24 protein-coding genes are annotated in these 24,134 nt (G+C 57.1%); 9 read left to right on the forward strand and 15 right to left on the reverse strand.

Annotated features, from left to right (window positions below; all coding sequences use genetic code 11):
• Positions 1 to 53: 53 nt before the first annotated feature.
• Positions 54 to 1,085, reverse strand: coding sequence for a GDP-mannose 4,6-dehydratase (gene gmd / locus RBB62_RS01995; protein ID WP_309396508.1), 1,032 nt, complete (start codon positions 1,083 to 1,085; stop codon positions 54 to 56).
• Between the two features lie 163 nt (positions 1,086 to 1,248).
• Between gmd and polX the strand changes: the two genes are divergently transcribed.
• Positions 1,249 to 2,991 (forward strand): DNA polymerase/3'-5' exonuclease PolX, encoded by a 1,743-nt coding sequence (gene polX / locus RBB62_RS02000; protein WP_309396509.1) that lies wholly within the window; start codon positions 1,249 to 1,251, stop codon positions 2,989 to 2,991.
• 135 nt (positions 2,992 to 3,126) lie between these two features.
• Here polX and RBB62_RS02005 read toward each other — a convergent pair whose 3' ends face one another.
• Both RBB62_RS02005 and RBB62_RS02010 read right to left on the reverse strand, forming a co-directional pair.
• Complete coding sequence (locus tag RBB62_RS02005; RefSeq protein ID WP_309396511.1) at positions 3,127 to 4,413, reverse strand: hypothetical protein; 1,287 nt, start codon at positions 4,411 to 4,413, stop codon at positions 3,127 to 3,129.
• Positions 4,414 to 4,456: 43 nt separating this feature from the next.
• Positions 4,457 to 4,828, reverse strand: a complete 372-nt coding sequence (locus RBB62_RS02010; RefSeq protein WP_343219063.1) for a dUTPase — start codon at positions 4,826 to 4,828, stop codon at positions 4,457 to 4,459.
• Between the two features lie 74 nt (positions 4,829 to 4,902).
• Between RBB62_RS02010 and RBB62_RS02015 the strand changes: the two genes are divergently transcribed.
• The gene (locus tag RBB62_RS02015; RefSeq protein ID WP_309396515.1) at positions 4,903 to 5,553 is read left to right on the forward strand and encodes a methionine biosynthesis protein MetW; all 651 of its coding nucleotides are present in this window, start codon (positions 4,903 to 4,905) and stop codon (positions 5,551 to 5,553) included.
• Between the two features lie 10 nt (positions 5,554 to 5,563).
• Here RBB62_RS02015 and RBB62_RS02020 read toward each other — a convergent pair whose 3' ends face one another.
• Positions 5,564 to 6,202 carry a hypothetical protein gene (locus RBB62_RS02020; protein ID WP_309396517.1) on the reverse strand — a complete coding sequence of 213 codons (639 nt, stop codon included), beginning with the start codon at positions 6,200 to 6,202 and terminating at the stop codon, positions 5,564 to 5,566.
• 9 nt (positions 6,203 to 6,211) lie between these two features.
• Complete coding sequence (locus tag RBB62_RS02025; protein WP_309396518.1) at positions 6,212 to 6,751, reverse strand: hypothetical protein; 540 nt, start codon at positions 6,749 to 6,751, stop codon at positions 6,212 to 6,214.
• Positions 6,752 to 6,884: 133 nt separating this feature from the next.
• Here RBB62_RS02025 and RBB62_RS02030 point away from each other — a divergent pair, with 133 nt between their 5' ends.
• On the forward strand, positions 6,885 to 8,318 hold the full coding sequence (locus RBB62_RS02030) for an FAD-binding oxidoreductase (protein ID WP_309396519.1): 1,434 nt from the start codon (positions 6,885 to 6,887) through the stop codon (positions 8,316 to 8,318).
• 61 nt (positions 8,319 to 8,379) lie between these two features.
• Here the strand turns inward: RBB62_RS02030 and RBB62_RS02035 are convergent, their stop codons facing one another.
• From RBB62_RS02035 to RBB62_RS02050, 4 genes are all read right to left on the reverse strand, one after another.
• Positions 8,380 to 10,020 (reverse strand): hybrid sensor histidine kinase/response regulator, encoded by a 1,641-nt coding sequence (locus RBB62_RS02035; RefSeq protein WP_309396521.1) that lies wholly within the window; start codon positions 10,018 to 10,020, stop codon positions 8,380 to 8,382.
• A complete protein-coding gene (locus tag RBB62_RS02040) occupies positions 10,013 to 10,471 on the reverse strand; it encodes a response regulator (protein ID WP_309396522.1) in 459 nt (152 codons plus the stop codon). The genes RBB62_RS02035 and RBB62_RS02040 overlap by 8 nt, the downstream gene beginning before the upstream one ends.
• A 268-nt stretch (positions 10,472 to 10,739) precedes the next feature.
• The gene (locus RBB62_RS02045) at positions 10,740 to 11,864 is read right to left on the reverse strand and encodes a sensor histidine kinase (RefSeq protein WP_309396523.1); all 1,125 of its coding nucleotides are present in this window, start codon (positions 11,862 to 11,864) and stop codon (positions 10,740 to 10,742) included.
• A 357-nt stretch (positions 11,865 to 12,221) separates the two neighbouring features.
• Positions 12,222 to 13,421 carry a cation:proton antiporter gene (locus RBB62_RS02050; protein ID WP_309396525.1) on the reverse strand — a complete coding sequence of 400 codons (1,200 nt, stop codon included), beginning with the start codon at positions 13,419 to 13,421 and terminating at the stop codon, positions 12,222 to 12,224.
• Between the two features lie 112 nt (positions 13,422 to 13,533).
• Between RBB62_RS02050 and RBB62_RS02055 the strand changes: the two genes are divergently transcribed.
• From RBB62_RS02055 to RBB62_RS02075, 5 genes are read left to right on the forward strand one after another with little or no spacing between them, the layout of a single operon-like run.
• On the forward strand, positions 13,534 to 13,983 hold the full coding sequence (locus RBB62_RS02055) for an ion channel (RefSeq protein ID WP_309396527.1): 450 nt from the start codon (positions 13,534 to 13,536) through the stop codon (positions 13,981 to 13,983).
• A 5-nt stretch (positions 13,984 to 13,988) separates the two neighbouring features.
• The gene (locus RBB62_RS02060) at positions 13,989 to 15,467 is read left to right on the forward strand and encodes an FUSC family protein (protein WP_309396529.1); all 1,479 of its coding nucleotides are present in this window, start codon (positions 13,989 to 13,991) and stop codon (positions 15,465 to 15,467) included.
• 1 nt (position 15,468) lies between these two features.
• Positions 15,469 to 15,681, forward strand: a complete 213-nt coding sequence (locus tag RBB62_RS02065; protein WP_309396530.1) for a DUF1656 domain-containing protein — start codon at positions 15,469 to 15,471, stop codon at positions 15,679 to 15,681.
• Positions 15,682 to 16,812 (forward strand): HlyD family secretion protein, encoded by a 1,131-nt coding sequence (locus tag RBB62_RS02070; protein ID WP_309396531.1) that lies wholly within the window; start codon positions 15,682 to 15,684, stop codon positions 16,810 to 16,812.
• A 6-nt stretch (positions 16,813 to 16,818) separates the two neighbouring features.
• Positions 16,819 to 18,414, forward strand: a complete 1,596-nt coding sequence (locus RBB62_RS02075; RefSeq protein WP_309396533.1) for an efflux transporter outer membrane subunit — start codon at positions 16,819 to 16,821, stop codon at positions 18,412 to 18,414.
• A gap of 10 nt (positions 18,415 to 18,424) precedes the next feature.
• Here the strand turns inward: RBB62_RS02075 and RBB62_RS02080 are convergent, their stop codons facing one another.
• Positions 18,425 to 18,931: a hypothetical protein gene (locus tag RBB62_RS02080; protein ID WP_309396535.1), complete on the reverse strand. Its 507-nt coding sequence runs from the start codon at positions 18,929 to 18,931 to the stop codon at positions 18,425 to 18,427.
• A 157-nt stretch (positions 18,932 to 19,088) separates the two neighbouring features.
• Here RBB62_RS02080 and RBB62_RS02085 point away from each other — a divergent pair, with 157 nt between their 5' ends.
• Positions 19,089 to 21,092 carry a cyclic nucleotide-binding domain-containing protein gene (locus tag RBB62_RS02085; protein WP_309396537.1) on the forward strand — a complete coding sequence of 668 codons (2,004 nt, stop codon included), beginning with the start codon at positions 19,089 to 19,091 and terminating at the stop codon, positions 21,090 to 21,092.
• Between the two features lie 37 nt (positions 21,093 to 21,129).
• Here the strand turns inward: RBB62_RS02085 and RBB62_RS02090 are convergent, their stop codons facing one another.
• Genes RBB62_RS02090 through purN form a run of 5 tightly spaced genes read right to left on the reverse strand, consistent with a single transcriptional unit; the run spans position 21,130 to position 24,123 of the window.
• Positions 21,130 to 22,002, reverse strand: coding sequence for a PPK2 family polyphosphate kinase (locus tag RBB62_RS02090; protein ID WP_309396539.1), 873 nt, complete (start codon positions 22,000 to 22,002; stop codon positions 21,130 to 21,132).
• A 13-nt stretch (positions 22,003 to 22,015) separates the two neighbouring features.
• Positions 22,016 to 22,363 carry a hypothetical protein gene (locus RBB62_RS02095; RefSeq protein WP_309396540.1) on the reverse strand — a complete coding sequence of 116 codons (348 nt, stop codon included), beginning with the start codon at positions 22,361 to 22,363 and terminating at the stop codon, positions 22,016 to 22,018.
• Complete coding sequence (locus tag RBB62_RS02100) at positions 22,353 to 22,565, reverse strand: hypothetical protein (protein WP_309396542.1); 213 nt, start codon at positions 22,563 to 22,565, stop codon at positions 22,353 to 22,355. Before RBB62_RS02100 ends, RBB62_RS02095 begins: the two co-directional genes overlap by 11 nt.
• Positions 22,566 to 22,608: 43 nt before the next feature.
• Positions 22,609 to 23,490 (reverse strand): 50S ribosomal protein L11 methyltransferase, encoded by an 882-nt coding sequence (locus RBB62_RS02105; protein ID WP_309396544.1) that lies wholly within the window; start codon positions 23,488 to 23,490, stop codon positions 22,609 to 22,611.
• Between the two features lie 36 nt (positions 23,491 to 23,526).
• Complete coding sequence (purN, locus tag RBB62_RS02110) at positions 23,527 to 24,123, reverse strand: phosphoribosylglycinamide formyltransferase (RefSeq protein ID WP_309396545.1); 597 nt, start codon at positions 24,121 to 24,123, stop codon at positions 23,527 to 23,529.
• Positions 24,124 to 24,134: the final 11 nt, after the last annotated feature.

Consider the following 24,134-nt stretch of genomic DNA (forward strand, 5'->3'; position numbering starts at 1 on the left):
TTTGTTTTGGCGAAAAGGGCCAGCACGTGGCTGGCCCCAATCTCAAATTTCGTTTAGAAGCTTTTGCTTACGCCGGTTGCGTCCTTGTAAGCCTTTTCTTGCTTGGCGAGTTCGAGGTCGGCTTCGGTCATGATTTTGACGAGCTCCTTGAACTTCACCTTGGGCTCCCAGCCGATTTGCTTCTTGAGCTTGGCGGGGTCGCCGATCAGGAGGTCGACTTCGGACGGGCGCTCGTAGCGCTTGTCGTAGTCGACATACTTTTCCCAGTCGAGGTCGAGCAGATTGAAAGTTTCTATCACGAAGTCACGGACGCTATTGGTCTCGTTGGTCGCGCAGACGTAGTCATCGGCCTTGTCCTGCTGGAGCATCAGCCACATGACTTCCACGTATTCCTTGGCGTAGCCCCAGTCGCGCTGTGCGTCGAGGTTGCCGAGGTAAAGCTTGTCCTGCAGGCCCATTTTGATGCGGGTTGCGGCGCGGGTAATCTTGCGGGTCACGAAGGTCTCGCCGCGGCGCGGGGACTCGTGATTAAAGAGAATGCCGTTGCTGGCGTGCAGGTTGTAGGCTTCGCGGTAGTTGACGGTGAGCCAGTAGGCGAAGACCTTGGCGCAGCCATACGGGGAGCGCGGCCAGAAAGGCGTTTCCTCGGTCTGCGGCACGTGCTGCACCTTGCCAAACATCTCGGAGGAGCTGGCTTGGTAGTAGCGCACATCTTGCGTCAGGCCAGCTTCGCGAATGGCTTCGAGCAGGCGGACGGTGGAGAGGCCGGTGACGTCGCCGGTGTATTCCGGGCTGTCGAACGAGACGCGCACATGGCTCTGGGCGCCGAGGTTGTAAATTTCGTCGGGGCGCAGCTCGTAAAGGAGCTTGGTGATGCGGCTGCCGTCGGCGAGGTCGCCGTAGTGTAGGTGTAGCTTGGTGCCATTTACATGCGGATCGCGGTAGAGGTGGTCGATGCGATCCGTGTTAAAGGTGGAAGCGCGGCGAATGATGCCGTGCACTTCATAGCCTTTTTCCAGGAGCAATTCGGCGAGGTAGGAACCGTCCTGACCGGTGATTCCAGTAATAAGGGCTTTCTTAGGCATGTTGATGGGTATAGTAATTACGCGCGGTTTGGCTAGCTCATTTTATTCAATTTTCTTTGAACCGAAATGAGGGGAAATGTTCCCCGCGCTCTGTTCGGGGGGCGGTTTGAAATCTTGCGCACTTTGATTTGCGCTGCAAGCGCTGTTTGTGCACGTTGTTAGGATGCTAAAAACTGACATTGTCGCGGTGTTGGAGGACATTGCTGAGCTGCTGGAGTTGAAGGGGGAAAACCCGTTCAAGGTGCGCGCCTACCAGAGTGGCGCGCGTGCGCTGGAGGCCATGGAAGAGGAGCTGGGCGACGTGATTGCGGACGACCGCCTCGGTAAAATCAAAGGTATTGGCAAAGCGCTCGTCGAGAAAATCACCACCCTGCACGAGACAGGTGAGCTCGAATACTACGACAAGCTGCGGGACTCCGTGCCTGCGAGCATGATCGAGCTGCTGACCATTCCCAATCTCGGCCCGAAGAAGATTAAAAAGCTCCACGATGCGCTGGGCATCGACAGCATCGACTCGCTCAGAGCCGCCTGCGAAGCGGGCAAGGTCGCCGAGATTCCCGGTTTCGGCGCGAAAACCGAGGAAAAGCTCCTGTCCGGCATCGCCAACCGCGAGGCCTATCAGGCACGCCACCACTGGTGGGAAGCAGCCGCCGTCGCCGAGCCGATTGTGGAGGGCCTTCGGGAACTGCCTGAAGTGCAGCGTGCGGAATCCGCCGGTAGCCTGCGCCGCATGCGCGAGACGGTGGGCGACCTGGATTTTATCGTGGCTTCGACGGATCCCAAGCCGGTCATGGACTGGTTTGTCGGGCTCGAGGAAATGGTTGAAGTCACTGCTCATGGACAAACGAAGTCCAGCGTTCGCTTTCACGGTGGCTTGCAGGCGGATTTGCGCGTGGTACCGCCGGAACAATTCGCCTTTGCGCTGCTCCATTTTACTGGCAGCAAAGACCACAACGTGCGCATGCGCCAGCGTGCGCTGGAGCGTGGTTGGTCGCTCTCGGAATGGGGTCTCTTTGACAAGGATTCCAAGCCGGAAGATCCCGATCGTCAGTCCGTCATCGTGGCTGAAAGCGAGGAGGAGATTTACGCCAAGCTCGACATGAAGTGGGTCCCGCCCGAACTTCGCGAAGACCGAGGCGAGATCGAGGTCGGCGCGAAGGGCAGCTTTCCGCAACTCGTTGAAGTCGAAGATATTGTTGGTGTATTTCACAATCACACCACTGCTAGTGACGGCCGCAACACGCTGGAGGAAATGACCGCCGCCGCCGAGGCGCTAGGGCTCGAATACTTGGGCATTGCCGACCACTCCAAGGCCAGTTTTCAGGCCAGCGGGCTCGAGGAGGAGCGCCTCACTGCGCAGATCGAGAAAATCCGGGCGCTCAACGCCAGCGGAAAGTTCAAGTGCCATGTCTTCGCGGGGAGCGAGGTGGATATCCTCAAGGATGGGTCACTGGACTTTGACAACGACATGCTGGCGCAGCTGGATTACGTGGTTGCATCGGTCCACAACGCCCTCACATTGACCGAAGAGGAAATGACTGCGCGCATCATCCGAGCCATTGAAAATGAACACGTCACCATGTTGGGACACATGACGGGGCGTTTGCTGCTTCGCCGCGAGCCCTACGCCGTGAATGTAGGTAAGGTGATCGACGCCGCCATCGCGAACAACACCATTATCGAGCTCAATGCGAACCCCTGGCGTTTGGACATGGACTGGCGTCACTGGAAGGCCGCGTCCGAAAAGGGCCTGCTCTGCGCGATCAATCCCGACGCCCACGATACGGACGGCTTAGCGCTGTTTGTGGCTGGCGTCAACGTGGCGCGCAAAGGTTGGCTGGAGCCCAGGCATATCCTGAACTGCCGCCCGTTGGCTGAGGTTAAGCAGTATTTCGGTGTTGAGTAGGTTCGGCGTCGGCTCGTTTGAGGGGATGAAACTGCAGATTGGGGACAATTCGCGCGACCTCAGTCAGTTGGTTTGGCCATTTGCCCAATGGGCAAATCCGGATGCGGAGGCATCCGACGGTGCAGCGGAACGCTGCTATTTGAAGCGGGCCATGAGGGGGACGAGGACTTCGGTGACGACGCCTGCGCCGTTGTCGCGGGCGTGGCCACGGGCTACGGCGGACACCGTGCGTGCGGACTCGCTGTCTTCGCGGCCATCGGAAAAGGCGCGCTGGGCGAGTGACAAATAGGCTGTGCCGAAATCGAGGGCGACGGCGGCGAGGGCCGGGCTGTTGGAAATCTCTGCCGCCAAGCTGATGAGGATCGGGTTGTGCTGGCGAATTTGGCCATCCTCCTTCCAGTGTGGCTGGTCGGAATATTTGCCAATACCGAGCACTTCACTGCCGAAAATCGGCGCCACATCGAGGTCGATGACTTCCACGCCTTCCGGGATCAGGTGGGCATACTCCTGCATGACGAGTGAGTCGTAACGGGCGTTTTTCGTGATGCGGCGGTAAAAACGAATGGCGGCGGCGAGGGAGCCAGCGTCGGGGTCGAGCAGCTCGAGCATGAGGGCGTCGAGGATGGCCTCGGCGGCTTGGCGGAAGCGAGGCTCGTTGGAGATGCGCCAGAGCTTGAGGAGTGTTTGCACGGCTCCAGCGCTCAGCAAAGCTTCGGCGCGGTGCAGGTTCTCGCGGTCGTCATTGGCGATGGCTGGCTCGTAAACGGCGCCACTGGCGTCGAGGCCTACAGGTAGCATGGAGTCGGCGAGAATCGCATCGGCCCAGCGTAAGCCGTAGCGGATGGCCCACTGGGCGTAGCGGTCGGATTTGCTGATGCGGTAGGCCGCCAGGGCGAGGCCAAGGCAGTGGAAGTGCTCGGGAGTGTTGAAGGTCGGCGAGCTGTCTTTCTGGTAGCCTTCGGCGCCAAAAGTGTGGCTGGGGAAGACGCCTTTGTCTTCGTCGAACCAGGGGGAGATCTCTTCGTTCCAATGGCCCAGGTGTTCGGCGGCGTCAAGGAGCTGGCCGATGGTGGCCACGTCGTCATCGAAGCGGGCGAGCTGGGCGAGGAAAATCTCAAAGTGCTGCATGCCGCGGGCTACGTCGGCAATGCGCCAATAGCCGTGGCGCCAGGCGTCGGACTCCTGGAAGTGCTTGGCGGTCTGGTCGCGCAGGTGGTGGAGGAAGCGCGCGCCCGGGTGGGCTGGATCAAAGTAAAGCAGGGGTAGCCAGCCAGTGGCGTAGATCGTCTGGTCTGGCGTGTCGAGCGGTGGCGCGTCCTGATAACGGTGGATGCAGTCGTTGGCCCAGGAATTTAGCTCTCGCAAGAGGCATTTGCCCGCTTCACGCGGGTCCTCATGTCGTGCGAGTTTAAAGTGATACATCGAGCGTTGGCGTGCCTGAGAGAGCGGCGCGGGTGGGGTGGTGTTAGATGTGCTTGGAGTCGGCCTCGTCCTTGACGGCGTAGCCGCTATCCTGGCGGGCGTGGTTGACCTTGTTTTTCTTGGTGTAAGCCTCGTAAACGTCTTCCGCGGACATGCCCAGGACTTGAGCGGCGGAGATGAGGAAGTGGAATAGGTCGACGACTTCGACGCGGGCGTTTTGCTCGTCGAACTCCTGATACTTGGCCCACCACTTCCACGGGACAGAGTCGATCAGCTCGGCAGTTTCCTGCTGCATGGCGCGAGTGTAATTGAGCACCCACTTGATTTTCTCTTCCTGGGTCAGGTTATTGGTGTCGACCCCGATGCGTTTATTGAGCGCCTCTTGCTGCTGAAAGATTTCGTCGAGCTTGTCCATGTCGTCACGTAAGCCGCCTGCGGGCTTTGGGGCAAGCACTTAGTCAAGCACATCGACCCTAAATGCCGAGAAAAATGCGTTTACTCGCCGGGCGAAAGCGTCAAGCTGGCGCGCTTATGGGACGTCACGCAATCAAGCGCGAAATGGATCTGCAAATCCTCCTCGAGTGGATTGCCGATGGTGCGCGCGTGCTCGATTTGGGCTGCGGGCGCGGGATTTTGCTCGAAGAGCTGGTGAACCGGAAGCAGTGCTATGCGGTCGGTATCGACAACGATCTGGCCAAGGTCACCTCCTGCGTAAAGCGCGGTGTGCCCGCCTATCAGGGCGACTTAACTGAGCTGCTCCCGTGCTATGACGACGACTCTTTCGACTGGGTCGTGTGCTCGCGGACTTTGCAGGAGCTGGACAACTCCCGCGAGGTGCTGGAGCAGGCGCTGCGAGTGGGCAAAAGCCTGGCCGTGGGCTTTGTCAACCACGGCTACTGGCGCAATCGCTGGGCGATGCTGAAGACGGGCTCGCGCGTGCAAAACGAAGTATTTCCGGACCCCTGGTGGGAGAGCCGCAAAATGAACCCCGTCAGCGTGTCGAGCTTTGAAGCGTTTTGCGAATCGCTTGGGGCGACGATTGAGCGCCGGGTCTTCCTGGCCGGAGACTGGCGCACGCCGTGCAAGTTCATGCCCTGTTGGTTTGCGGGCTACGCGGTTTACGAAGTGCGTCGCGGGTAGGGTGCGCTGGCTACTGGTTCTCGCACTTGGTGGTCGGACCGCAGGTTCCGGCGGGTGGAATGTAAATTGCAGGAAAGCGTTCGAAGGAGCTGGTTTTGCTCTCGCGGTTTGCGCCCTGATCGAACTGTTTTTGCGAAATGGACTGCCAGGACGCGGTGTCGTGCTGGAGAAAGGTGTCGCCGACGCGTAGGGCGTTGTAATCTTTCTCGGAGAGCTCAAAGTAGCGTGCCAAGTCGGTGTTGCTCTCTTGGCAAATAATGAAAAAGCGCGGGTCGACCCAGTCGCTCCAATCACGGCTTTTGTCGCCCTGTTTCATGTCTTTGACGACGCTGTAGCCGGGCGTTAATACTTTTTGAGCAACGCGGAAGATGGGCTCTTGCTTGGGGCCAAACCATTCATTCCAGGAGGCGATCGCCTGGGCCACATAGGGCTCGGCAAATGGTAAGTGGCCGTTTTGGTAGGCGTAGCAGGCACCTGCCGGAAATCCGACAAACACAAGTAGTAGCAGGCAGGTGGAGAAGAAGCGCCGATTGCGAGCGGCGGCCTCATGTTTCTTTCTGCTATCCTGAACCTTGGTGCGCAAGCTGCCCCGTTGCGCCACGTGGGGGTTGGTGTTGGGGTTATTAGTGTCTAGCTTGAGCTTGGCCATGGCGCGTGGTTATTGCGTGTGCGTTTTCGATTCGAAGTCTCTCGGGGAAAGCCTGGACCAGTTTACGGTGTAGGCCGTGGTGACCTTGGCGCCTACGAATGCCTTTTGGTAATCGTCCTCGCTGATCTCAAAATAGTATGCCTTGCCAGTAGTGTCGCCATCGCAGGCCAAGAAATACGCGGGGTCCAGAAAGTCCGCATAGTCTTTGCTCTTTTGGTCCTTACCTTTGGTTTTACCGACCAGGCCACCGGGGACTAAAATCTTTTGGGTAACGGTGAGCTTCTCGTCCTTGGGATCCAGATTGAGGGTTTCCTTCCCTTGCTCCACCACGGTGGGCTCTGCTTCCGCGCCTTCATGATTCTTCTGCGTGTACTGATAGCCCAGGTAGGCACCTCCGGCGATGAGGGCGATCATTACAAGCAGGCCAAAAAAGCTCAGCGCCCGGCTACGCGACTGCGCGGCGGCGGCCAGGCGGTCTTGCTCGGCGCGACGGGCGGCTTTTTCTTCCGGAGATAATCGGCGTGAGGGTTTGGGTGTGCGGTCTGCCATCAGGAAATATCATTATGGAGGGAGGCCTATCGTCAATCGTGTAAATGGCGCCGCCGCAGGAATTAGCGCCCAGCGGCTCGTTGTTTAAAGTCACTGTTTGCCAAGGGCGAAATTTCCGCTTTGCTTGTTGCCCGTGACGAAAAAATCCCAACTTGCCCGCCTCCGCCGTAATCTTGGCGATGCGGTTAGCACCTCCGATGAAGACCTTGCCCGCTGTTCGCTGGACAGCGCGCGCCTGCCTTTTCGCCCCGACGCCGTCGTGCGCCCGCAGACCGATGACCAACTGCAAAAGCTCCTCGTGCTGGCGAACGACATGCGCGTGCCCCTGACGCCTCGTGGTGCCGGCTCGGCGACGACGGGCGCGGTGTCGCCGGTCAAGGGCGGCTGGGTGCTCGACATGACCAGCTGGGACGCTATCCACATCGACGCCACCGCCGGCATGGCCCACGTGGGCGCGGGCGCGGTTACTAAGAAAATCAACGACGCGGCTGAGGCCAAGGGCTGGTTCTACCCGCCGGACCCGTCGTCGCTCAAATACTGCACCATCGGCGGCAACATCGCCACCAACGCTGGTGGTCTGCGCGGCGCCAAGTATGGCGTGACGCGCGACTATATTTACGCGCTCGAAGGCTTCCTGCCGACCGGTGAGCCTGTCCGCTGGGGCGCGCCGCTGAAGAAATTTGCCTCCGGTTTCAACCTGCGTGATCTGTGGATCGGCTCCGAGGGTATGCTGGGCGTGGTCACCCGCGCCACGCTCAAACTAATCCCCAAGCCGCAGGCGCGCTGGACTTGTCTGGCGGCGTTTCAAAATGAAACCCAAGCCCTCCGCGCAGTCAAAAAGCTGCTCGCGGCCCGCGTGGTGCCGAGCATTTTGGAGTTCCTCGATCGCCAAAGTGTCGACTGCGCACAGCGTCGCCGCGGCGCGCCGTTTTTCCCGAAGCTGAAGACTTGTTCGCTGCTCTTGCTGGAGCTCGATGGCCACCCGGCCGCGGTTCGCGAGTCCAAGCAAATCGTGCAAGCGCTCTTTAAAGAACGCGCCCTTGGCAGCCGCAACACGACCGACCCTGAAAAGGCCGAAACCCTCTGGGAAGCCCGCCGCACCTGCTCGCAGGCGATGTTTCAAATGGGCGACACCAAGCTCAACGAAGACATCGTGGTGCCGATCCAATCTTACGAGGCGCTGCTTCGCTACACGCTCGAGCTCAAGAAGGAAACCGGCCTCGCCACGCCGACTTTTGGCCACGTGGCCGACGGCAACTTCCACGTCCACCTGATGTATGACCACGGCGACCCCGACCAGTGCACCCGTGCCGAAGTCGGCCTGCAAAAGCTGATGGAAAAAGTCGTCGAGCTCGGCGGCGCGATCACCGGCGAGCACGGCATCGGCCTGGCGAAGAGTCCGTTCATGCCCCTGCAACACACCAAGGGGGAGATCGCCGCGATGCAGCGGATTAAGGACGCGCTCGACCCCAACGGCATTCTCAACCCGGGTAAAATGTTCGATGAGTTCATCATGTGGCGCCACCCTCGCGATTACGCCCACACTTTTCCTTGGGACCATCGTTAAGCCATTTGCTCTCCCAGTTCTGCGAACGAAAGGAGTGCGTCGATCCGTAACGTAGCGAGATCTATGTGACGTTTGCTTCGCTGCTAAAGCGGTCGAGCATTGCTTCGAGGTCGGAGACGCGGAATGGCTTGTGGATGATTTCGTATGCCACGCCATCGAGGTCTTTCAGCCGCCTTTGAGCCTCCAGTGGGCTGTGCCCAGTGATGACCGCGAGGTGTAGGTTTGGCCTGAGCCTGAGGAACTCGCGATATAGCGCGGTGGGCTCGGTGTCGGGCATGGTTATGTCGATCATTACGAGGTCGATTTCGCCCAAATTTCGACGAAATAGCCGTAATGCTTCTTCGCCGCTTTCGGCGAGGATGACGCGGTTGCCGATGCTTTCAAAAAACATGCCCAGCCATTCGCGCATGCCGGGCTCATCGTCCGCGATGAGCACCGTGGAGTTGAGTTTTGGCCATGGGTTGGGGGCGGTGGCAGAAGTCTCCAGGCTGGGTTGGACTCGCGCATTTTTATCTGAAAGCGGGAAGTAAGCACGAAAACTACTGCCAACCTTGGGCTTGGATTGGACTTCCAAGGTGCCCTTGTGGTTGTTGATAATGCCCAGCACGGCGGAGAGTCCGAGCCCGCGTCCCTCAAATTTTGTGGTGTAGAAGGGGTCAAAGATCTGACGGATTTTATCTGGCGCGATGCCACAACCATTATCGGCTACTTCGGCCCACACGTAGTCGCCGGAGTGCGCGCGATCACCATAAAGCTCGTCTATGTCCTCGGCGGACATTTTGGCGCGCCCAGTAGATATGGTGATACGCCCGCCAGAGGTGGGCAATGCTTCGGAAGCGTTGGTGAGGAAATTCAAGAGCACCTGCCGAACTTGGGAGGCGTCGGCTTCGATATGGCCGATGTCCTGGGTGATCTCTTGATTCAGCGTCACTGAGGGGTCTACCGTGATGCGGATAAAACTAGCCAGGTCGCTCAGGATTTCGTTGATGTCGAAAACGGATCGGTTGATCTCGGCGTGTCCTGCGTAGGCTAGCATTTGTCGGCACAGTTCGCTGCCTCGCTGGCAACCCTGCACGATGTTGCCCATGTATTTTTGAATGGTCTCTTGGGGAAGCGCGGACATCTGGCAAAGCTCGGCGTAGCCCATCACAGCTCCGAGAATGTTGTTAAAGTCATGGGCAATGCCACCGGTAAGCACACCGAGGCTTTCCAGCTTTTGGGCGTGCATTTGGGCTTGGCGCGCTTCTTCGAGCTCGTGTTGCAAGCGGTGTCGTTCGCGCGCATGGCGGATGGTTCGCGCGAGTAATTTGGGTTCGAGCGCGTTTTTGCACAAGTAATCCTGTGCTCCTTCGCGAACGGCGAGCAGCGCCAGCTCTTCATTGGAAAGGCCACTGAGGATGACCACCGGCGTTTGCCAGCAAAATTCGCGCATGCGTGCGATGGTTTCAGATCCGACCGTGTCAGGCAGTGAGAGGTCGAGCAGCACGATGTCTACCGCCTCTTCACGGAGAATCTTGCAAGCGGCCTCCATATTGGTGGCGGTGGTGTACTTGTAAGTTTGTGGTATATTGCTTTGAAACAAAAACTCCTGCACCAGGACGACATCGCCAGGATTATCATCGACGAGGAGCACATGGATGGGAGCGAGCTCAGAAATGTTGGGTTGCCGCTCCGAATCATGATTGGGCTGGGGATTATTCATGGTTGACTTCGGTTTCCACGGCAGGGGGCAGTTTGACGATGTCGATCCAGAAGCTGTGCACGGTTTGAATGGCTTTGAGGAACTGGTCGAGGTCGACGGGTTTCGTGATGAAGCAATTGGCGTGAGCGCGGTAGGCCTCACAGATGTCCACCTCGTCAGCAGAGGTGGTGAGGATTACCACGGGAATGCTCTTCAATTTTGGATCGCTTTTGATGGCCTTCAGCACTTCACGCCCTCCAAGTTTAGGGAGGTTTAAGTCGAGCAGGATGATGTCTGGCCGCGGTGTAGACTCATAGCCGGCCTCTCGACGGAGATAGGCGAGCGCTTCTGCGCCGTCGCTGGCAACGTGGATTTCGTTGCGCAATTTATTCTCAGCAAATGCTTCCTTGGTCAGGATGACATCGCCCGGATTATCTTCGACAAGCAGGATATTCACTAGAGCATTTTTCATCTAAATTGGCCAAATCAGGTGGGGATGAGATTGGAAGCAGCGCAAGGCGATATTGATTGAGCGGGCTGGAAGCCCGTGATTGAAATGCCAACGCCGCGACCTTCCAATCTGGCCCCAAGCCTTTAACCGAGCGGTTTTCCGCACCAGCTTCGTTGGCTTTTCACTCACGCACTTCCAGTGCACTACGCTCAAGCCGCCTTGCTGGACACGAAAAATCACTGCGGCCTGATCGGCCAGCTTAGATGAAAAGTGCTCTAATGGCAGGGATTCAGGTGTATGACTCATCGTTCGCCTCTGTGCGGGGGAATTTCAGGTAAAAGCGTGCGCCTTCGTCGACTTCGCTTTCCAGGGAGATGTTGCCGCCATGATGGATCATGATGCGCTTGGTCATGGCCAGTCCTATGCCGTTGCCCGCGTATTGCTCGCGAGTGTGGAGGCGCTGAAACATACCAAATATGCGGTTTTGATATTTGGGAGCGATCCCTATGCCGTTGTCGGCAACGCAAACGATGGAGTGGTCGCCTTCATGTTTCACCGATACCGTAATGAGCGGGGGGACGTCCTTGCGTCGGAACTTAATGGCGTTATTGAGCAGGTTTTGGAAGACCTGTGAAATTTGGCTGCGCACGCCGAGGACTACGGGGAGGTCGTTCTCGATGTCCATCTGTGCGTCTGTTTCCTTGATCAGCACTTGTAGGTTGCGCACTACGTCGGCTAAAACCAAAGAGCAATCAATGGGTTCCAGGTCACTGGTCTTGGTTTTGACACGGGAGTATTGCAGTAGACCGTTGATCAGCGCTTGCATTCGGCTGGAGCCCTCGACGACGAAACGGATGTATTCGCGGCCGCGCTCATCAAGCACATCGTTGTAGCGCCGTTCGATCAATTGCACAAAACCAGCGATCATACGGATCGGTTCCTGCAAGTCATGCGAGGCGATGAATGCAAACTGCTCCAGTTCGCGGTTGGAGTTTTCCAGGAGTTCTGTTTTACGCTCCAGCTCAAGCTTGAGCAAGTGCTCGCGGGTGATGTCGCGCGAGATGCCAAAGATACCTACGATTTCCCCGGATTCGTCGCGCCAGGGGAGCTTGGTGGTGCTCACCCAGTTATCGGCTCGGTTGGGCCAGACTTCACGTTCGATCTTTGGTGGCATGGGTTGGCCAGTGGCAATTACGTGCTGCTCGTCTTCATAGGCTTCACGAGCATGCTCATCGGCAAAGAAGTCAAAGTCTGTCTTGCCCAATAGTTCTTCGGCAGATTGTACGCCGAAGTGTTGCACCAGGCCACGGCTTACACGCACAAAGCGGGACTCGCGGTCTTTGAAAAATACATTGTCGGTTTGCTGATTCAGCATTGCGTCCACCACCAGCGAATCAATCTGCTTGGTGGACATTTGAAAGGGGCTTTTAGGAGATGCTTCGGGGATCATTGGACGCTTTTCTATGGGGCTCGGTCCTGCATGATATTAAACGGCAGCCCCCATGAAAACTCAATGGATAAACCCTATTTTTTCGGCCCTGATCCCCGCTACTGTATAGTACGTAGCTATGGTGCCGACGAGAGTCAGTTCAATGGCAGTGGGATGTCACTGTCATCAATTATTAGGCTGGGCAGGTCTCTAGAGAGCACTTTTCATCTAAGTTGGCCGATCAGTTGGGGGAGAAGATTGGATGCAGCGCAAGGCGGCATTGATTGTGCTCATGTCAAACGGGTGTTAATCGACGGAAGCCCAGTAGATAAGCCTCCGCGCTCAGCTATTCCCGTGTTTGCGAGAGTAGAGATTGGCCAACGGCGTTGCCGAAACGCCGTGAAGCACGATGCTGAGCAGCACCGTAAGGACGATTACCGAAAGTAGCTCAAGGTATTCCTTGTGCCCCAATTGCTCAATGAAGATGAGCAGGTAGAGCACCGAGGCGATGCCCCGCGGGCCAAACCAGCCGATGAATAACTTCGTTGAAAAGTCCATGCCGGTCCCGATCAGGCTGAGGAATACCGGGACGATGCGGATCACCGTTAGGCTCAGGATGGCGTATGCCAGCGCTTTCCAAGTCCACATTTCCACTGCTACGGGAACCATCGCGATACCAAAGATGATGAACACCAGCAGGGAAAGCTGCTGTGCTTCGGCTTCGCCAAACTCCTGCATGCGCTCGCGAATTTTTGGTGCGCGGGCGCCGAGGAAGAGTCCGCCAAAGAATGCGGCGATGAAGCCATTGCCTCCAAGCATCTCCGCCATGCTGTAGCAAATGATGGCGAGGGCGATGGAGCCCAGGCGTTCGAAGATGGGATCAGCCCAGCCCTTTTCGTCGGCAAACTGGATTATCCAGCCGCCAACAAAGCCAATGCCCGCGCCAGCGATTGGACCATACAGCACCTGCTTTAAGGCAAAGGTGACCCAGTAGCTGACATCCAGCGATTCGCCCGCTGTAGCCACGGCCGCCATACACGCCATGATGGCCGGCAGCGCAATGCCGTCGTTGAGCCCGCTTTCGACGCCGATGGAGTCGCGGATCTTTTGTGGCACAGCTTCATTGGTCACCACGGCTTGCCCGAGTGCGGCGTCCGTTGGTGATAGGATAAATGCTAGGATTGCCGCGAGCCAGATGCCCTGCCCGGGAAACATGAAATACGCAGCCACCGCGCCAAAGGCCATCGTGAGCGGTAGGCCGATGCCGAGCAGTCTTGCCGGAATGCTGTATTCCTTTTTTAGCGCCGAGAGGTTGAGCGTAGAGGCATCACAAAAGAGGATGACGATCAGCGTAATCTCAGCGACCAGGGTGACGACCTCGGAGTCAAGCTCCAGCTCAAAGAGGTCGAGCCCCAATGGACTGGCGAGTAACCCTGCTGCGGCAAAGATCATTGGCCCGGATACTGGCCAGGTGCTGGCTTTCTTCGACACGACGCCATAGCCAAACAGCAAGCAGGCCGTTAAGAAGATTAATTCTTCCATAGTTTTATAGTTTTGTAGCTTCGGTTAAGAGACACGCTCTATCGGTAAGGGCTGAATAGCCTTGCTTGTTTGGGAATGCCACACAAAAAAGTTACATCTACGGCTACACACGATGATTAAGATACTGTTCATTGGCTGCTTCTGCATGTCGCTCTGTCTATTTGCACAAGGCGCCGTTGTCTTGGCGATGATCCGGGGCATTCATTATTGGAAGAAGCGCCATGAGCTTGGGACTTCTTTCTTGGAAAAGTATTTGGTGCTGCTGGTGTCGATGGCTTGCATGTTGTTCTGCATATTCTTTCAAGCCGGCATTTGGGCGGCGTTGTTTATGTGCCTTGATGAATTTACCAGTTGGTCGACAGCGTTCTACTACTCCTTGGTCAACTTCGCCACGCTGGGCTATGGCGATATAGTGATGTCGGACGATTGGCGGATTCTTGGCGCAATCGAAGCCGTCAACGGCGTCATGATGCTCGGCATGACGACGAGTATGCTCTACGCTGTCTTTAACCACTTGATCATCGATCCGATGACTCATGCGCATCAAGGGGAAAACCAATAACGGCGATGTTGAGCACACGCGCCAAAGAAGCAATCAAGCCCGCAGTGGCCATTGTGATTACGTATTGGATCGCCTTGTCTGCCTCGTGGATGAATCCCCATTGGGCTGCAATGACGGTTGCGCTGGTTGCGTTGCCCACGGTTGATGAAACCGTGAAGAAGGGCTTGGAGCGTTTACTGGGCACCATACCGGGTTGCCTGGTTGCGCTGGTCATCTTGGTAATCGCGGCCAACGAACGCTGGCTGCTGGTATTCCTCGCCAGCTCGTGGATCTTTGTCGCGACTTACCTGAAGCAGGTAGATAAAGAGCGCGCCTACTTTTGGCAGATCGCTGGCGTGGTGTCGTTGATCATATTGGCGAGCAGCACCTCCTCCACAGCGTATTTCATGGTGGCGATGTATCGCACCTTAGAGACCGGAATGGGCGTGCTGGTTTACGGGTTGGTCACGCTGTTCCTATGGCCGCAACGTTCACAACCGGGCGATGCTAAAAAGGCTCCACCGGCGCCTCCTCGCTCGAGTCGCTTTTCGGGTTTGAGCATGCTGATGCTAGACCGGGATTTATTCATGCGCACTTTGTTCGCTGCTCTTTGTCCGCTGGTGGGCGGCGCGATTTGGATTTATTTCGATCCGCCCGGGCACTCGGGCTGGTTCATGATCATGGGCTCGCTGGGGATGGCGATTGCGGCCATGCCATTTATGCGCGCCAGTATGTTGGTGATTCCGTTGGGAGTGTTCCTCGGGGCCGCGCTGATGCTCTCCATTTTCGTGCTGCCACTGTTGGAGAGCTTTAGTCAATTGGCGGTGTTGTTGTTCGTCCTGTTTTTCGCCAACTATTATTTCTTAAAGGGCGTGCCGCGAATTCTCGGTGCCGTTGCGATCGTGATGGAGCTTTCCATCCGCAACCAGCAGGTCTATAACTTTCCTGCGATGGCGAATATGTATTTCTTCATCCTGATGGCCTTCATCGCAATCTACTTTCTAACCTATCTGCTGGGCTCGGGCCGGCCGGAAAAACAGGTGCTGCATTACCTGCGGCGGTATTTCAATGCCGCCGCACACCTCACCAGCAAAGACTACGGGCAAAAGGGCTGGACGAGTCGGCTCAGTGACGCCTACTACCTCCGCGAAGTGCAAAGTATTCCGCTAAAGATCATGCCTTGGGTGAAGAGCATTAAACCCAAAGCGTGCCCTGATAACACGGCCGAAAAAACGGACCCGTTGCTGCAATCCCTAATGGGGCTCAGCCAGCAATTATTTGCGCAGTTAAATGAGGGGTATGGCAACGATAAGGCGACAGAAGCTTTGCATCGCAAAGTTGAAACGGCTTTCTTGGCGCTATCGAAACGACCGGAGTCCAGCATTGCGGTTCCCAGTGCTAGCTTGAGCGGGCAGCTGTGCGATGTATGGCAGTCGGTGCAAAGCTATGTGCAGGCGGCTCAGGGCATTAACTGGAGCCAATGGCGAGAGGAGCGTTTTTCGTAATATGTTCCCGGTCCCTCATGAGTTCACTATCGGCGGCGTCATGATGCCGCCACTGTTTGTGTCTGCGTGGCTAGGGCTCGTGGCAAGCATCATCACGGCGAAGCTACTAAACCGTTTTCGCCTCGCGCGATTTTTCTTTTACCCGCCCTTGGTCTTCATGGCCATGATGGTCATCTATACGCTGCTTATTGGCGTTCTCTTTATTGGCATCTAAATGAAAGCTGGAAAACTCATCGCAAGTGGAGTCGTCGTCGCAGTCGCAGTGGTTGCGGGCGTGATCTTCTACCTCAACTTTCTGCGCAATCCGTGGACACGTGATGCGCGCGTGACGGCGGATATTGTGCAAATCGCTTCGCGGGTTTCAGGTCCGGTCGTGAAACTCGCCGTGAAGGATAACCAATTCGTGCGCAGGGGGGATTTGTTGTTCCGCATTGACCCCCGCACCTTTGCGGCGAACCGGGCGCAAGCTGAGGCGAACCTCGCCATCGCGCTCGACAATTACGAGACGCGCGTCCAGCAAGTCGAGGTGGCCAAGGCGCAGGTGCTCGTCGCCGAGCGCAACATTACCAAGGCGCAAAATGGCTACGAACAAGCGGTGGCTAAAATCGCCAAAGACAAGGCTGAGCTTGAGCGCCAAAAAGCCATGTTGGAGCAGCGGGCCACTTCGCAAAAATCCGTCGAGCGCGCGCAGGCGTCTTACGATATCACGATCCTTGGTCAGGCCAGCGCGGCCGATGCAATTGAGCAGGCCAAGGCGGGTCTGGTGCAAGCCGAGGCGAATCTCGCCAGCGCGCGGGCGCAGCTTGGCGAGGTCGGCGAAAACAATGCGATGCTGCGTCAAGCCCGCGCTGCGTTAGAGCTCGCTACTTTTAATATGGAATTCACCGAAATACGCGCGCCGGTCACGGGCCACGTGACGAATCTTTCGCTGCGCTTGGGCAACGACGTCAGCGCGGGGCGTCCGGTCATGGCGATTATCGACGAAGGCACGTTCCGCATCAACGCCTACTTCCAGGAGACGCAGATCGATTCGGTGATCCCTGGCAATGAGGCGACCGTCACGCTGATGAGTTATCCCGAACGCCCACTTAAAGCCTATGTGGAGAGCGTTGGCTGGGGCATCTTTCAATCCGATGGCAGCGCGGGCAGCGACATGCTGCCACAGGTTAACCCCAGCTTCGAATGGATACGCCTGGCGCAGCGCGTGCCCGTGCATGTCCGCCTGATCGATCCGCCGGCTGACTTGCCACTGCGCGTCGGCACCACCGCTTCGGTCAAAGTGGATTCCGGCAAATTCATGCCCGAGGGCTCGGTGAGCATCGTCCCGCTACAACCAGCTCAGTAAAGCGCCATGAATCGAGCTAAGTTCACGAACCGTTTCATACATGGCGCCGCAGCCAGCGCTGCATTGTTCTTTGGCGGCTGTATGGTTGGGCCGGATTATGAGCAACCAACGGCGCCGGTTGAGCCGACGTGGAAAGACTCCGCCGCCGAGCAGGAGGACATCCTTGAGCCGGTGGTCCCGCCGACCGTTAAGTGGTGGAGCGAGTCGTTTCATGACCCGGTTTTGGATGACTTGATCGAGCAAGCTTTGGTGAATAATTACCAGCTCGAAAGCGCAGCGCTCCGGGTCTTGCAAGCGCAGCAGCGCCTCGCCATCGCGATCGGCAATGAGTTTCCGCAACAGCAGCAAGTGACCGGCGGTGCCTCACGGCAGAAGTCCAATGGCGCGACTTTTAACAACTTCAATATCGGCTTCAACGTTGGCTGGGAACTCGACCTATGGGGACGCTTCCGACGAGAGGTGCTCAGCGCGCAAGCCAACGTCGACGCGAGCATTGCGGCCTACGATGGTGTGTTGGTTTCGGTGGCTTCACAGGTCGCGCAAAATTACCTGCTGATCCGCACTTTTCAGCAACGGCTGATCGTGACGCGCCGCAACTTGGAATACCAAAAAGAGAGCGTCCGCATCACGCAGGTGAAGGCCGATATCGGCGCGGTGACGGATCTCGACGTCGATCAGGCGCAGGCAATTTACTACAACACTGAGGCACTGATCAGCGGCTATGAAGTCTCGCTGCAACAGTTTAAAAACAACCTCGCGATCCTCCTGGGCCAGCCGCCTGGTGAATTCGATTACCTGCTCGCCGAGCCCGAGGCAATTCCGCTGCCGCCGGTGGAGGTTGGCTTGGGCATGCCGCAGGATCTGATTCGTCGGCGTCCAGACATCCGGGTGGCTGAGCGCAGCATGGCCGCGCAAAGCGAGCGCATTGGCGTGGCCTTCAGCGAGCTGTTGCCGTCGATCACGATTGGCGGCGGCTTGGGCACGGCGGCCACGGATTTCAACAAGCTCTTTGCCAACAGCAATCAGACGTGGCAGCTTTATGGTTTGTTCGAGTGGAACGTCCTCAACTACGGGCGCCTGATGAACAACGTGCGCTTGCAAGATGCGACCTTCCAGCAGCTGGTTTCCGACTACCGGCAGACGGTCCTCAGCGCGCAAGCCGATGTGGAAAACGCCCTCATCGCCTACCTGAAGGCGCACCAGCAAATGCGTTCTTATGAGAAGTCTTCGTCGGCCTCGCAGCGTGCGGTGGACCTCGCGCAGATTCAATACGAGCAGGGCAGCATTCCGTTTAACACGGTGATCAACACCTTGCAATCCAACCTCGCGCAGCAGGATTTGCTCGTGGCGAGCCAAGGCTCGGTGGGGACGAACCTGGTGCAGCTTTACTTGGCCCTCGGGGGCGGTTGGGAAATCCGCGAGGGGGTGAACCCGGTGGAATATCTCCCCGAGTCAACGGTCGACGCCATGCAGGCGCGCACCGGCATTTGGGAGCACCTGGTTCAAGAAGATGAAGCGGCAACTGGTTCCGCCGAAGACTTAGCTGGCGATTCGGTTGACGAATCGGCTGCTGCGGACGACGTCTTGCTGGAGGCCTTTTAACGCGCCGGAGTTACGCTTCCGCTGACTGCTCTGCGTCGTGCTTTGGTTTCTTGGCCCTGGGTTCATCGCCGAGGATGTCGGTAAGCCAGCTAACCAAAAATTCGGCAGCAATCATCACCACGATGAGGACAATCAGCGGGACAATTCCGTGCATCTTTCCATCAAAGTGAACTTCTTCTCCAACAAAAGTTGCCAGCGCCCAGAGGATGGCAAACTTCGAACCGAAGAGCACAAGCCAGAGGCAAAACTTTTTGAGGATGGCCTGTCCTAAGCCTGATTTTCCCTTGAAGGAATCTGACACCATATGCTCGAATTTCAAGGTGACCTTGACCATCATCTGTAGAATCAGTGCGGCGAGAATCGAGTCGGTAAACGACGTGACATGAACCCTGTGCCAATACTCGGCAAAGAGGTTCAGCACTACTATGTCGGTCATCACCAGACAGAAGTAGCGGACAAAGAAGGCTTGGCGCGGGTTGTAGTATTGCCCGTCAGCAGAAACTTTTTCGTGAGACATGGTAGCGTGCAGGTTTTGTGAATTTACGGCGGTCCGTGCATGGGATGCAAGGCAAATAGATTTGTATGAGCTCGACGCTGTTTGGCTTAACTTGTTGGAGATTTTTTGGCGCAAGGCAAGCGTTAGGGCATTGACCCCTATTTGCTTTAGGATAGTATTGAGCAGTATTCTCTTCTACTGGATGGATCAGGCATATATTCTAACCCGCGCTCGACTGAAGTTGTCGCCCGACATCGAGGCGAGCCAGCCGGAGCACGGAGTGCTCATTCTGAAAAACGTTCCTTTGAAGACCTATTTGGTTGTCGAGGAAGATCAGTGGCGGCTCTTGCGCAACTTTCGACAAGAAACCTTATTGCAAGAGCTGTTGCCCAAACTCATCACCGAGCGCAAATGTCCGCCGATGCGCAGCCTGTACGAGCTGGTGATGAAGGCCGTCGTCACAGGGATTATTTCGGTCGATGGGCGGAGCCTTGCGCAGACCGATCAGCAAAACCGCGCGGTGGAATGGGCGCACAGTTTGCGCTTCGGCATGGCGCATTGGTTTGGTGTGGCGGCGATACTTTTTGGTTTTCTTACCGTGCTCTTTCGTCCGTTGGGCACACCGACCAGCCTGTCGGAAATTCTGATCGGCTGGCTGCTGATCTGCGGTTGCTTAACGGCGGGTTACTTTCTCTCGGGTTGTTTGCTCGTCGGGTTTGAACGCGAGGTTTATTCCGCTAGCTTTCGCTGGAAGCACGCCTTTCCGCATTTTTATTGCAACGTGGAAGACGGGCGGATGGGCGGGAGGCTCTGCGAAATGAGCGTCGCGCTGATGCAGCTTACGCCCATGTTTTTTATGACGGGCGTTGCCGCGCTGTGGTATCCCAAGCTGGTTTATGTGCTCTTGCTTGGCGTGTTCTATGTGACGCTGCCCAACGGAAAAAGCCCGGCTAGCCTACTACTGCGGAGCCTCTATCGGCGCTACCCGCTCTCCACCACGCACGACTTTATCTTCGTTCAAAATCGGCTGCTATGGACGCTCATCAATGCGCGCGTCAAATTTACGGATAAGAGTTACCTGCTGATCTTTGGCGCTTACACGCTGGTGTGGCTCTTTACGATATGCGTGGCGAACATCAATGCCTTCGATCTCAATCTCAAAGGTCTCACCGATCGTTATGTGACCAGTGGTGGTGCCGCGATCACGGTGGTCATCGTGTTCATACAAATGGCGGCCACGATCCTGGGTAGCATGGCGATGATCGCATGGATTGCTGCGAAAAACGTCATCCATGTTGTCGAACAACTTGAGGCGCGACGCCATAAGCCTCCGAAGATGATCAACCAGGAAGTGTTTGGTGAGGACGTCATTCGCTACTTTCAGGAAACGCTGCTCCTCAAGGGGGTAAGCGCGCCAATTCTGGAGGAGTTATCCGAGCGCGTGGAAGGCGTGATCGTGGACCCCAAGCAATACGTTTGTAAAGAAGGTGAGGAGGGCGAGCATTTGTATTTCGTTTTCGATGGCGCGGTGGAAGTGCTCATGGAGCTCAAGTCGGGGCGCCCGCTGAAGATCACCGAATTGGCGCAAGGCGATGTCTTTGGCGAGATCGCGCTGCTGCACAATGTGCCGCGCACGCGGTCGATTCGCGCTAGCCGCAAGAGCTTGCTCTTGGCTTTGTCGCGCGAGGATTTTCAGCAACTCATCGTGAGGCACATTGGCGTGCGCGATGTGGAGGAAATTATTCGTAAGCAGTCTTTCCTCCACCGCATCGATCTTTGCCAAAACTGGCACCCGCAGGCGCTGACTGCGTTTTCTCGCCTGGCCAGCATCGCGGAGTTCAAGGCCGGGGATACTGTCATTCGCAAGGGCATGCGCAATCAGTTCTTTTACCTGATCTACGACGGGCTGCTGGAAGTCGTGGCCGAGGGCAAGCGCGTGGCCAAGCTCGCGACGGGTGAATTCTTCGGCGAAATCAGCCTGCTGCAAAACAGCACGGCCACGGCGGACATCGTCGCGATCACAGACAGCCATTGTCTCGTAGTTCAACGACGTGATTTCCTGCAATTCATCGGGAAGGATTTCCTCGTGGGCCTCCAGTTCGAAGACATCAGTTCCAAGCGTCTGAAGCACCCGATTTTCCCGCTAACCGGCGTTGCCTACGACGACTTCACGGATCGCTAAAAGGTGAAGCGGCATCTTGCCGCAACCACTTGTCGACCTATTCAATCACTATATTGGCTGGGTCGTAGTCGACCTTCGGGTAGGAGAGGTGCATGTCTTCCAAGGTGGCCACGACGATGCGTGCGACGAGGAGATTGCGCGCCCACTTTTTGTTGGCGGGAATTAAATACCAAGGCGCGTGCGGGTGGCTGGTTTTGTCGAAGACGTCTTCGTAGGCCTTTTCGTATTCCTCCCAGCGGCTGCGGGCCACGAGGTCCGACGGGTCAAATTTCCAATTCTTCTCTGGGCGGTCCAGACGCGATTGCAGGCGCTCCTTCTGGGCAACGCGGTCGATATGCAGGAAGAACTTGACTACTATGCATCCTTCGTCGACGAGCAACTGCTCAAAGTCGTTGATGTGGCGGTAGCGCTTGCTCCAGACTTCCTTGGGCTTCAGGTCGTTCACGCGCACAGCGAGCACATCCTCGTAATGGCTGCGGTCGAAGATGACGATCTCGCCATTGGCGGGCGTGCTGCGGTGGACGCGCCACAAGTAGTCGTGGGACAACTCGCGTCTGGTTGGCTTGTCAAAACTGGCCACCTCGACGCCCTGCGGATTCACGCCGCGGAAGACGTTGCGGATCGTGCCGTTTTTGCCGCTGGTGTCCATGCCTTGCAGCACGAAGAGCAGCTTCTTGGACTTATCGACGAAGAACCGCTGCTGCAAGTCAGCCAGCTTTTCATTGAGCTCGACGAGCTCTGCTTTGCCCTCGTTTTTGTCTTCTGGGATGTCATCCCAGGGATCAGGAGACACTTTCGACAAATTGTCGTTTTGCCCCTTTTTGATCAAGTAGTGCTTAAAGTCTTTGAGTTCCATAGCCTTGCCCGAGTCGTCGCGCAGGATTGTCGCGGCAAGTTGCCTCGGGGACAAGGACTTTCTCTCGCTAATACGTGAAGGCGACTTCCAGGCCACTGGAGGTTTGGGCCTTGAGCACGCCGCCTTCTTTGGTGACGACCAATGTGTTGTATGACTCACCCGCGACGCTGCCAAGGTCATGGAAATACTCGCCCACCAATTCGTTGTAGGTGACGGATGTTGCGCTCTCCTCAAGTATATATTGCTGGCCGGCAGATGAGACTTGGCGCAGGTTGCCAGTGATGGCCATCACGCGGGATAACTCGCGCTTGGACTCTATATACTGGTAGCCATAAAAAAGACCGCTCAGCCCAACAATCGCTAGCACCGCGAGAATCGCGATCGTGATTTCGATGCCTTTGCCTTCACTTGACATGTGCAGTCTCCTTGGTCGGTGTGGGGCCTTCTTCCAAAATGTATTGTTGGCTAGCGGGTGCAATGTTACGCAGCCCGTTTGTAATGGTCTTTTCGCGCGCCTTCTCTCGGATGTGTTTGATGTAAAGCCCACCGAGCCCAAGAACCGCGACTGCCGCGAGAATTGCGATTGTGATTTCGATGCCTTTGCCTTCTTCAGACATGAGGCTAGTTTGAGCGGCAAATGAATGCCTATCAAATCTTAATTTACGCCGTGAAGATCGTCAGGTCGCACCATTCGCCGTCGACGCGGGAGTCGATCGTGACGTTGCCAAACTTTGCTTGGGCCAGGGGGGCGAATTTTGCGCGGACGTCGTCCACTTCGATGGCGAGGATGCCGCTCAGGGCGAGCACGCCGCCGGGGGCGGTGGCTTCGATCAATTGCTCGGCGTAGATCTTAAGCACGTCGGCTTGGATGTTCGCGAGAATGATGTCGCCTTGCTTGCCAGCGAGTCCGTCTTCGAGGCCGGCGTCGACAAACTCCACGCTGTCGTCGGCGAGCTCGTTGAAAGCGCGGTTTTCGATGGAGACGCGGATGGCTTCCGGGTCGCGGTCGAAGGCGTAAACTTTTTCAAAGCCGAGCTTCGCGCCGGACATCGCGAGGATGCCGCTGCCGCAACCGGCGTCGATCAGGGATTTGCCCGCGAAGTCGCCATGCGCGTCGCGGTAGTCGAGCAGCCGCTTGGCCATGAGGCGCGTGGTCTCGTGGCTGCCAGTGCCAAAGGCCATGCCGGCATCGAGGTAAACGGCGGTTTCGCCGGCGGGCACGGTGTATTCCTCGCGCATCCAGACGGGCACCCAGTGGAGGTCGCCATAGGACCACGGATCGATGAACGCCTTGTAGGCGTCTTGCCACTCCTGGTCGTCGAACTCGCGCCAGTCGGGCTCGGCCGGGAGCTGCGGAAAGGCTTCACGCATTTCGGTGTATTCCTGCTCGGCCTGGGCGCGGTCTTCGAAGAAGCCCTGGAGCTTCATTGGATCGGTGTCCTTGATCTGGAGCAGCGACCAGTTGGAGCGAACGTATTCGCACATGTAGGCCTCGAGCTCTTCGGCTAAATCATTGGTGACGGTGCAGGAAACTTCGTGCATGGACTTTGTGATAGAGAGTTACTTTGCGCGGCAAAGTTAAATGCGGCCCTGCATCATGGCTTCTTCGGACAGCTTGCGAATGACCGACGGCAGCAGCGCGTGCTCGGCTTGGTGGACGCGGGCTTCGACGTCTTCCAAGGTGTCTTCCGGATAGATCGGCACACTGGAGCGCTTGATGACTTCTCCGCCGTCGACTTCGTCATTGACCCAGTGGACGGTGCAGCCGGTTTCCTTGTCGCCCGCCTCGAAGGCCTTGCGAATGGAATGCAAGCCCGGGTGCTTGGGCAAGAGGCTGGGGTGCAAATTAATGATGCGGCCGGCGAAGGCGGAAAGCAGCGGTTTCTTGAGCACGCGCATGAAGCCCGCGAGGACGACCAAGTCCGGCGAAATGCTTTCGATGGTGTGCGCCCAGTGCGCTTCGGCTTCGGGGGTAAACTTGGTTTTGTAGGGGCCGGGGTCGAGGTAGAGGCTCGGCGTGTCGAACTGTGGCCCGAGCTTGAGGATGCGCGCGTGCGGCTGGTCGCAAAAGATGCCGAGCACTTGAGAGGGGCCCAGGCGACCTTCGTCCTGAGCGCGGAGAATGGCTTCGGCATTGCTGCCGTTGCCCGATCCTAAAATGGCAACGCGATACATAGTAATGAGAG

The sequence above is a fragment of the Cerasicoccus maritimus genome, from assembly GCA_031296935.1.
Classification (GTDB): Bacteria; Verrucomicrobiota; Verrucomicrobiia; order Opitutales; family Cerasicoccaceae; genus Cerasicoccus; species Cerasicoccus maritimus.

Coding starts and splice junctions, on each gene's coding strand:
- gmd (WP_309396508.1), bottom strand. CDS start 1,085: ATGCCTAAGAAAGCCCTTATTACTGGAATCACCGGTCAGGACGGTTCC.
- polX (WP_309396509.1), top strand. CDS start 1,249: ATGCTAAAAACTGACATTGTCGCGGTGTTGGAGGACATTGCTGAGCTG.
- RBB62_RS02005 (WP_309396511.1), bottom strand. CDS start 4,413: ATGTATCACTTTAAACTCGCACGACATGAGGACCCGCGTGAAGCGGGC.
- RBB62_RS02010 (WP_343219063.1), bottom strand. CDS start 4,828: ATGGACAAGCTCGACGAAATCTTTCAGCAGCAAGAGGCGCTCAATAAA.
- RBB62_RS02015 (WP_309396515.1), top strand. CDS start 4,903: ATGCGTTTACTCGCCGGGCGAAAGCGTCAAGCTGGCGCGCTTATGGGA.
- RBB62_RS02020 (WP_309396517.1), bottom strand. CDS start 6,202: ATGGCCAAGCTCAAGCTAGACACTAATAACCCCAACACCAACCCCCAC.
- RBB62_RS02025 (WP_309396518.1), bottom strand. CDS start 6,751: ATGGCAGACCGCACACCCAAACCCTCACGCCGATTATCTCCGGAAGAA.
- RBB62_RS02035 (WP_309396521.1), bottom strand. CDS start 10,020: ATGAATAATCCCCAGCCCAATCATGATTCGGAGCGGCAACCCAACATT.
- RBB62_RS02040 (WP_309396522.1), bottom strand. CDS start 10,471: ATGAAAAATGCTCTAGTGAATATCCTGCTTGTCGAAGATAATCCGGGC.
- RBB62_RS02045 (WP_309396523.1), bottom strand. CDS start 11,864: ATGTCCACCAAGCAGATTGATTCGCTGGTGGTGGACGCAATGCTGAAT.
- RBB62_RS02050 (WP_309396525.1), bottom strand. CDS start 13,421: ATGGAAGAATTAATCTTCTTAACGGCCTGCTTGCTGTTTGGCTATGGC.
- RBB62_RS02055 (WP_309396527.1), top strand. CDS start 13,534: ATGATTAAGATACTGTTCATTGGCTGCTTCTGCATGTCGCTCTGTCTA.
- RBB62_RS02060 (WP_309396529.1), top strand. CDS start 13,989: ATGTTGAGCACACGCGCCAAAGAAGCAATCAAGCCCGCAGTGGCCATT.
- RBB62_RS02065 (WP_309396530.1), top strand. CDS start 15,469: ATGTTCCCGGTCCCTCATGAGTTCACTATCGGCGGCGTCATGATGCCG.
- RBB62_RS02070 (WP_309396531.1), top strand. CDS start 15,682: ATGAAAGCTGGAAAACTCATCGCAAGTGGAGTCGTCGTCGCAGTCGCA.
- RBB62_RS02075 (WP_309396533.1), top strand. CDS start 16,819: ATGAATCGAGCTAAGTTCACGAACCGTTTCATACATGGCGCCGCAGCC.
- RBB62_RS02080 (WP_309396535.1), bottom strand. CDS start 18,931: ATGTCTCACGAAAAAGTTTCTGCTGACGGGCAATACTACAACCCGCGC.
- RBB62_RS02095 (WP_309396540.1), bottom strand. CDS start 22,363: ATGTCAAGTGAAGGCAAAGGCATCGAAATCACGATCGCGATTCTCGCG.
- RBB62_RS02100 (WP_309396542.1), bottom strand. CDS start 22,565: ATGTCTGAAGAAGGCAAAGGCATCGAAATCACAATCGCAATTCTCGCG.
- RBB62_RS02105 (WP_309396544.1), bottom strand. CDS start 23,490: ATGCACGAAGTTTCCTGCACCGTCACCAATGATTTAGCCGAAGAGCTC.
- purN (WP_309396545.1), bottom strand. CDS start 24,123: ATGTATCGCGTTGCCATTTTAGGATCGGGCAACGGCAGCAATGCCGAA.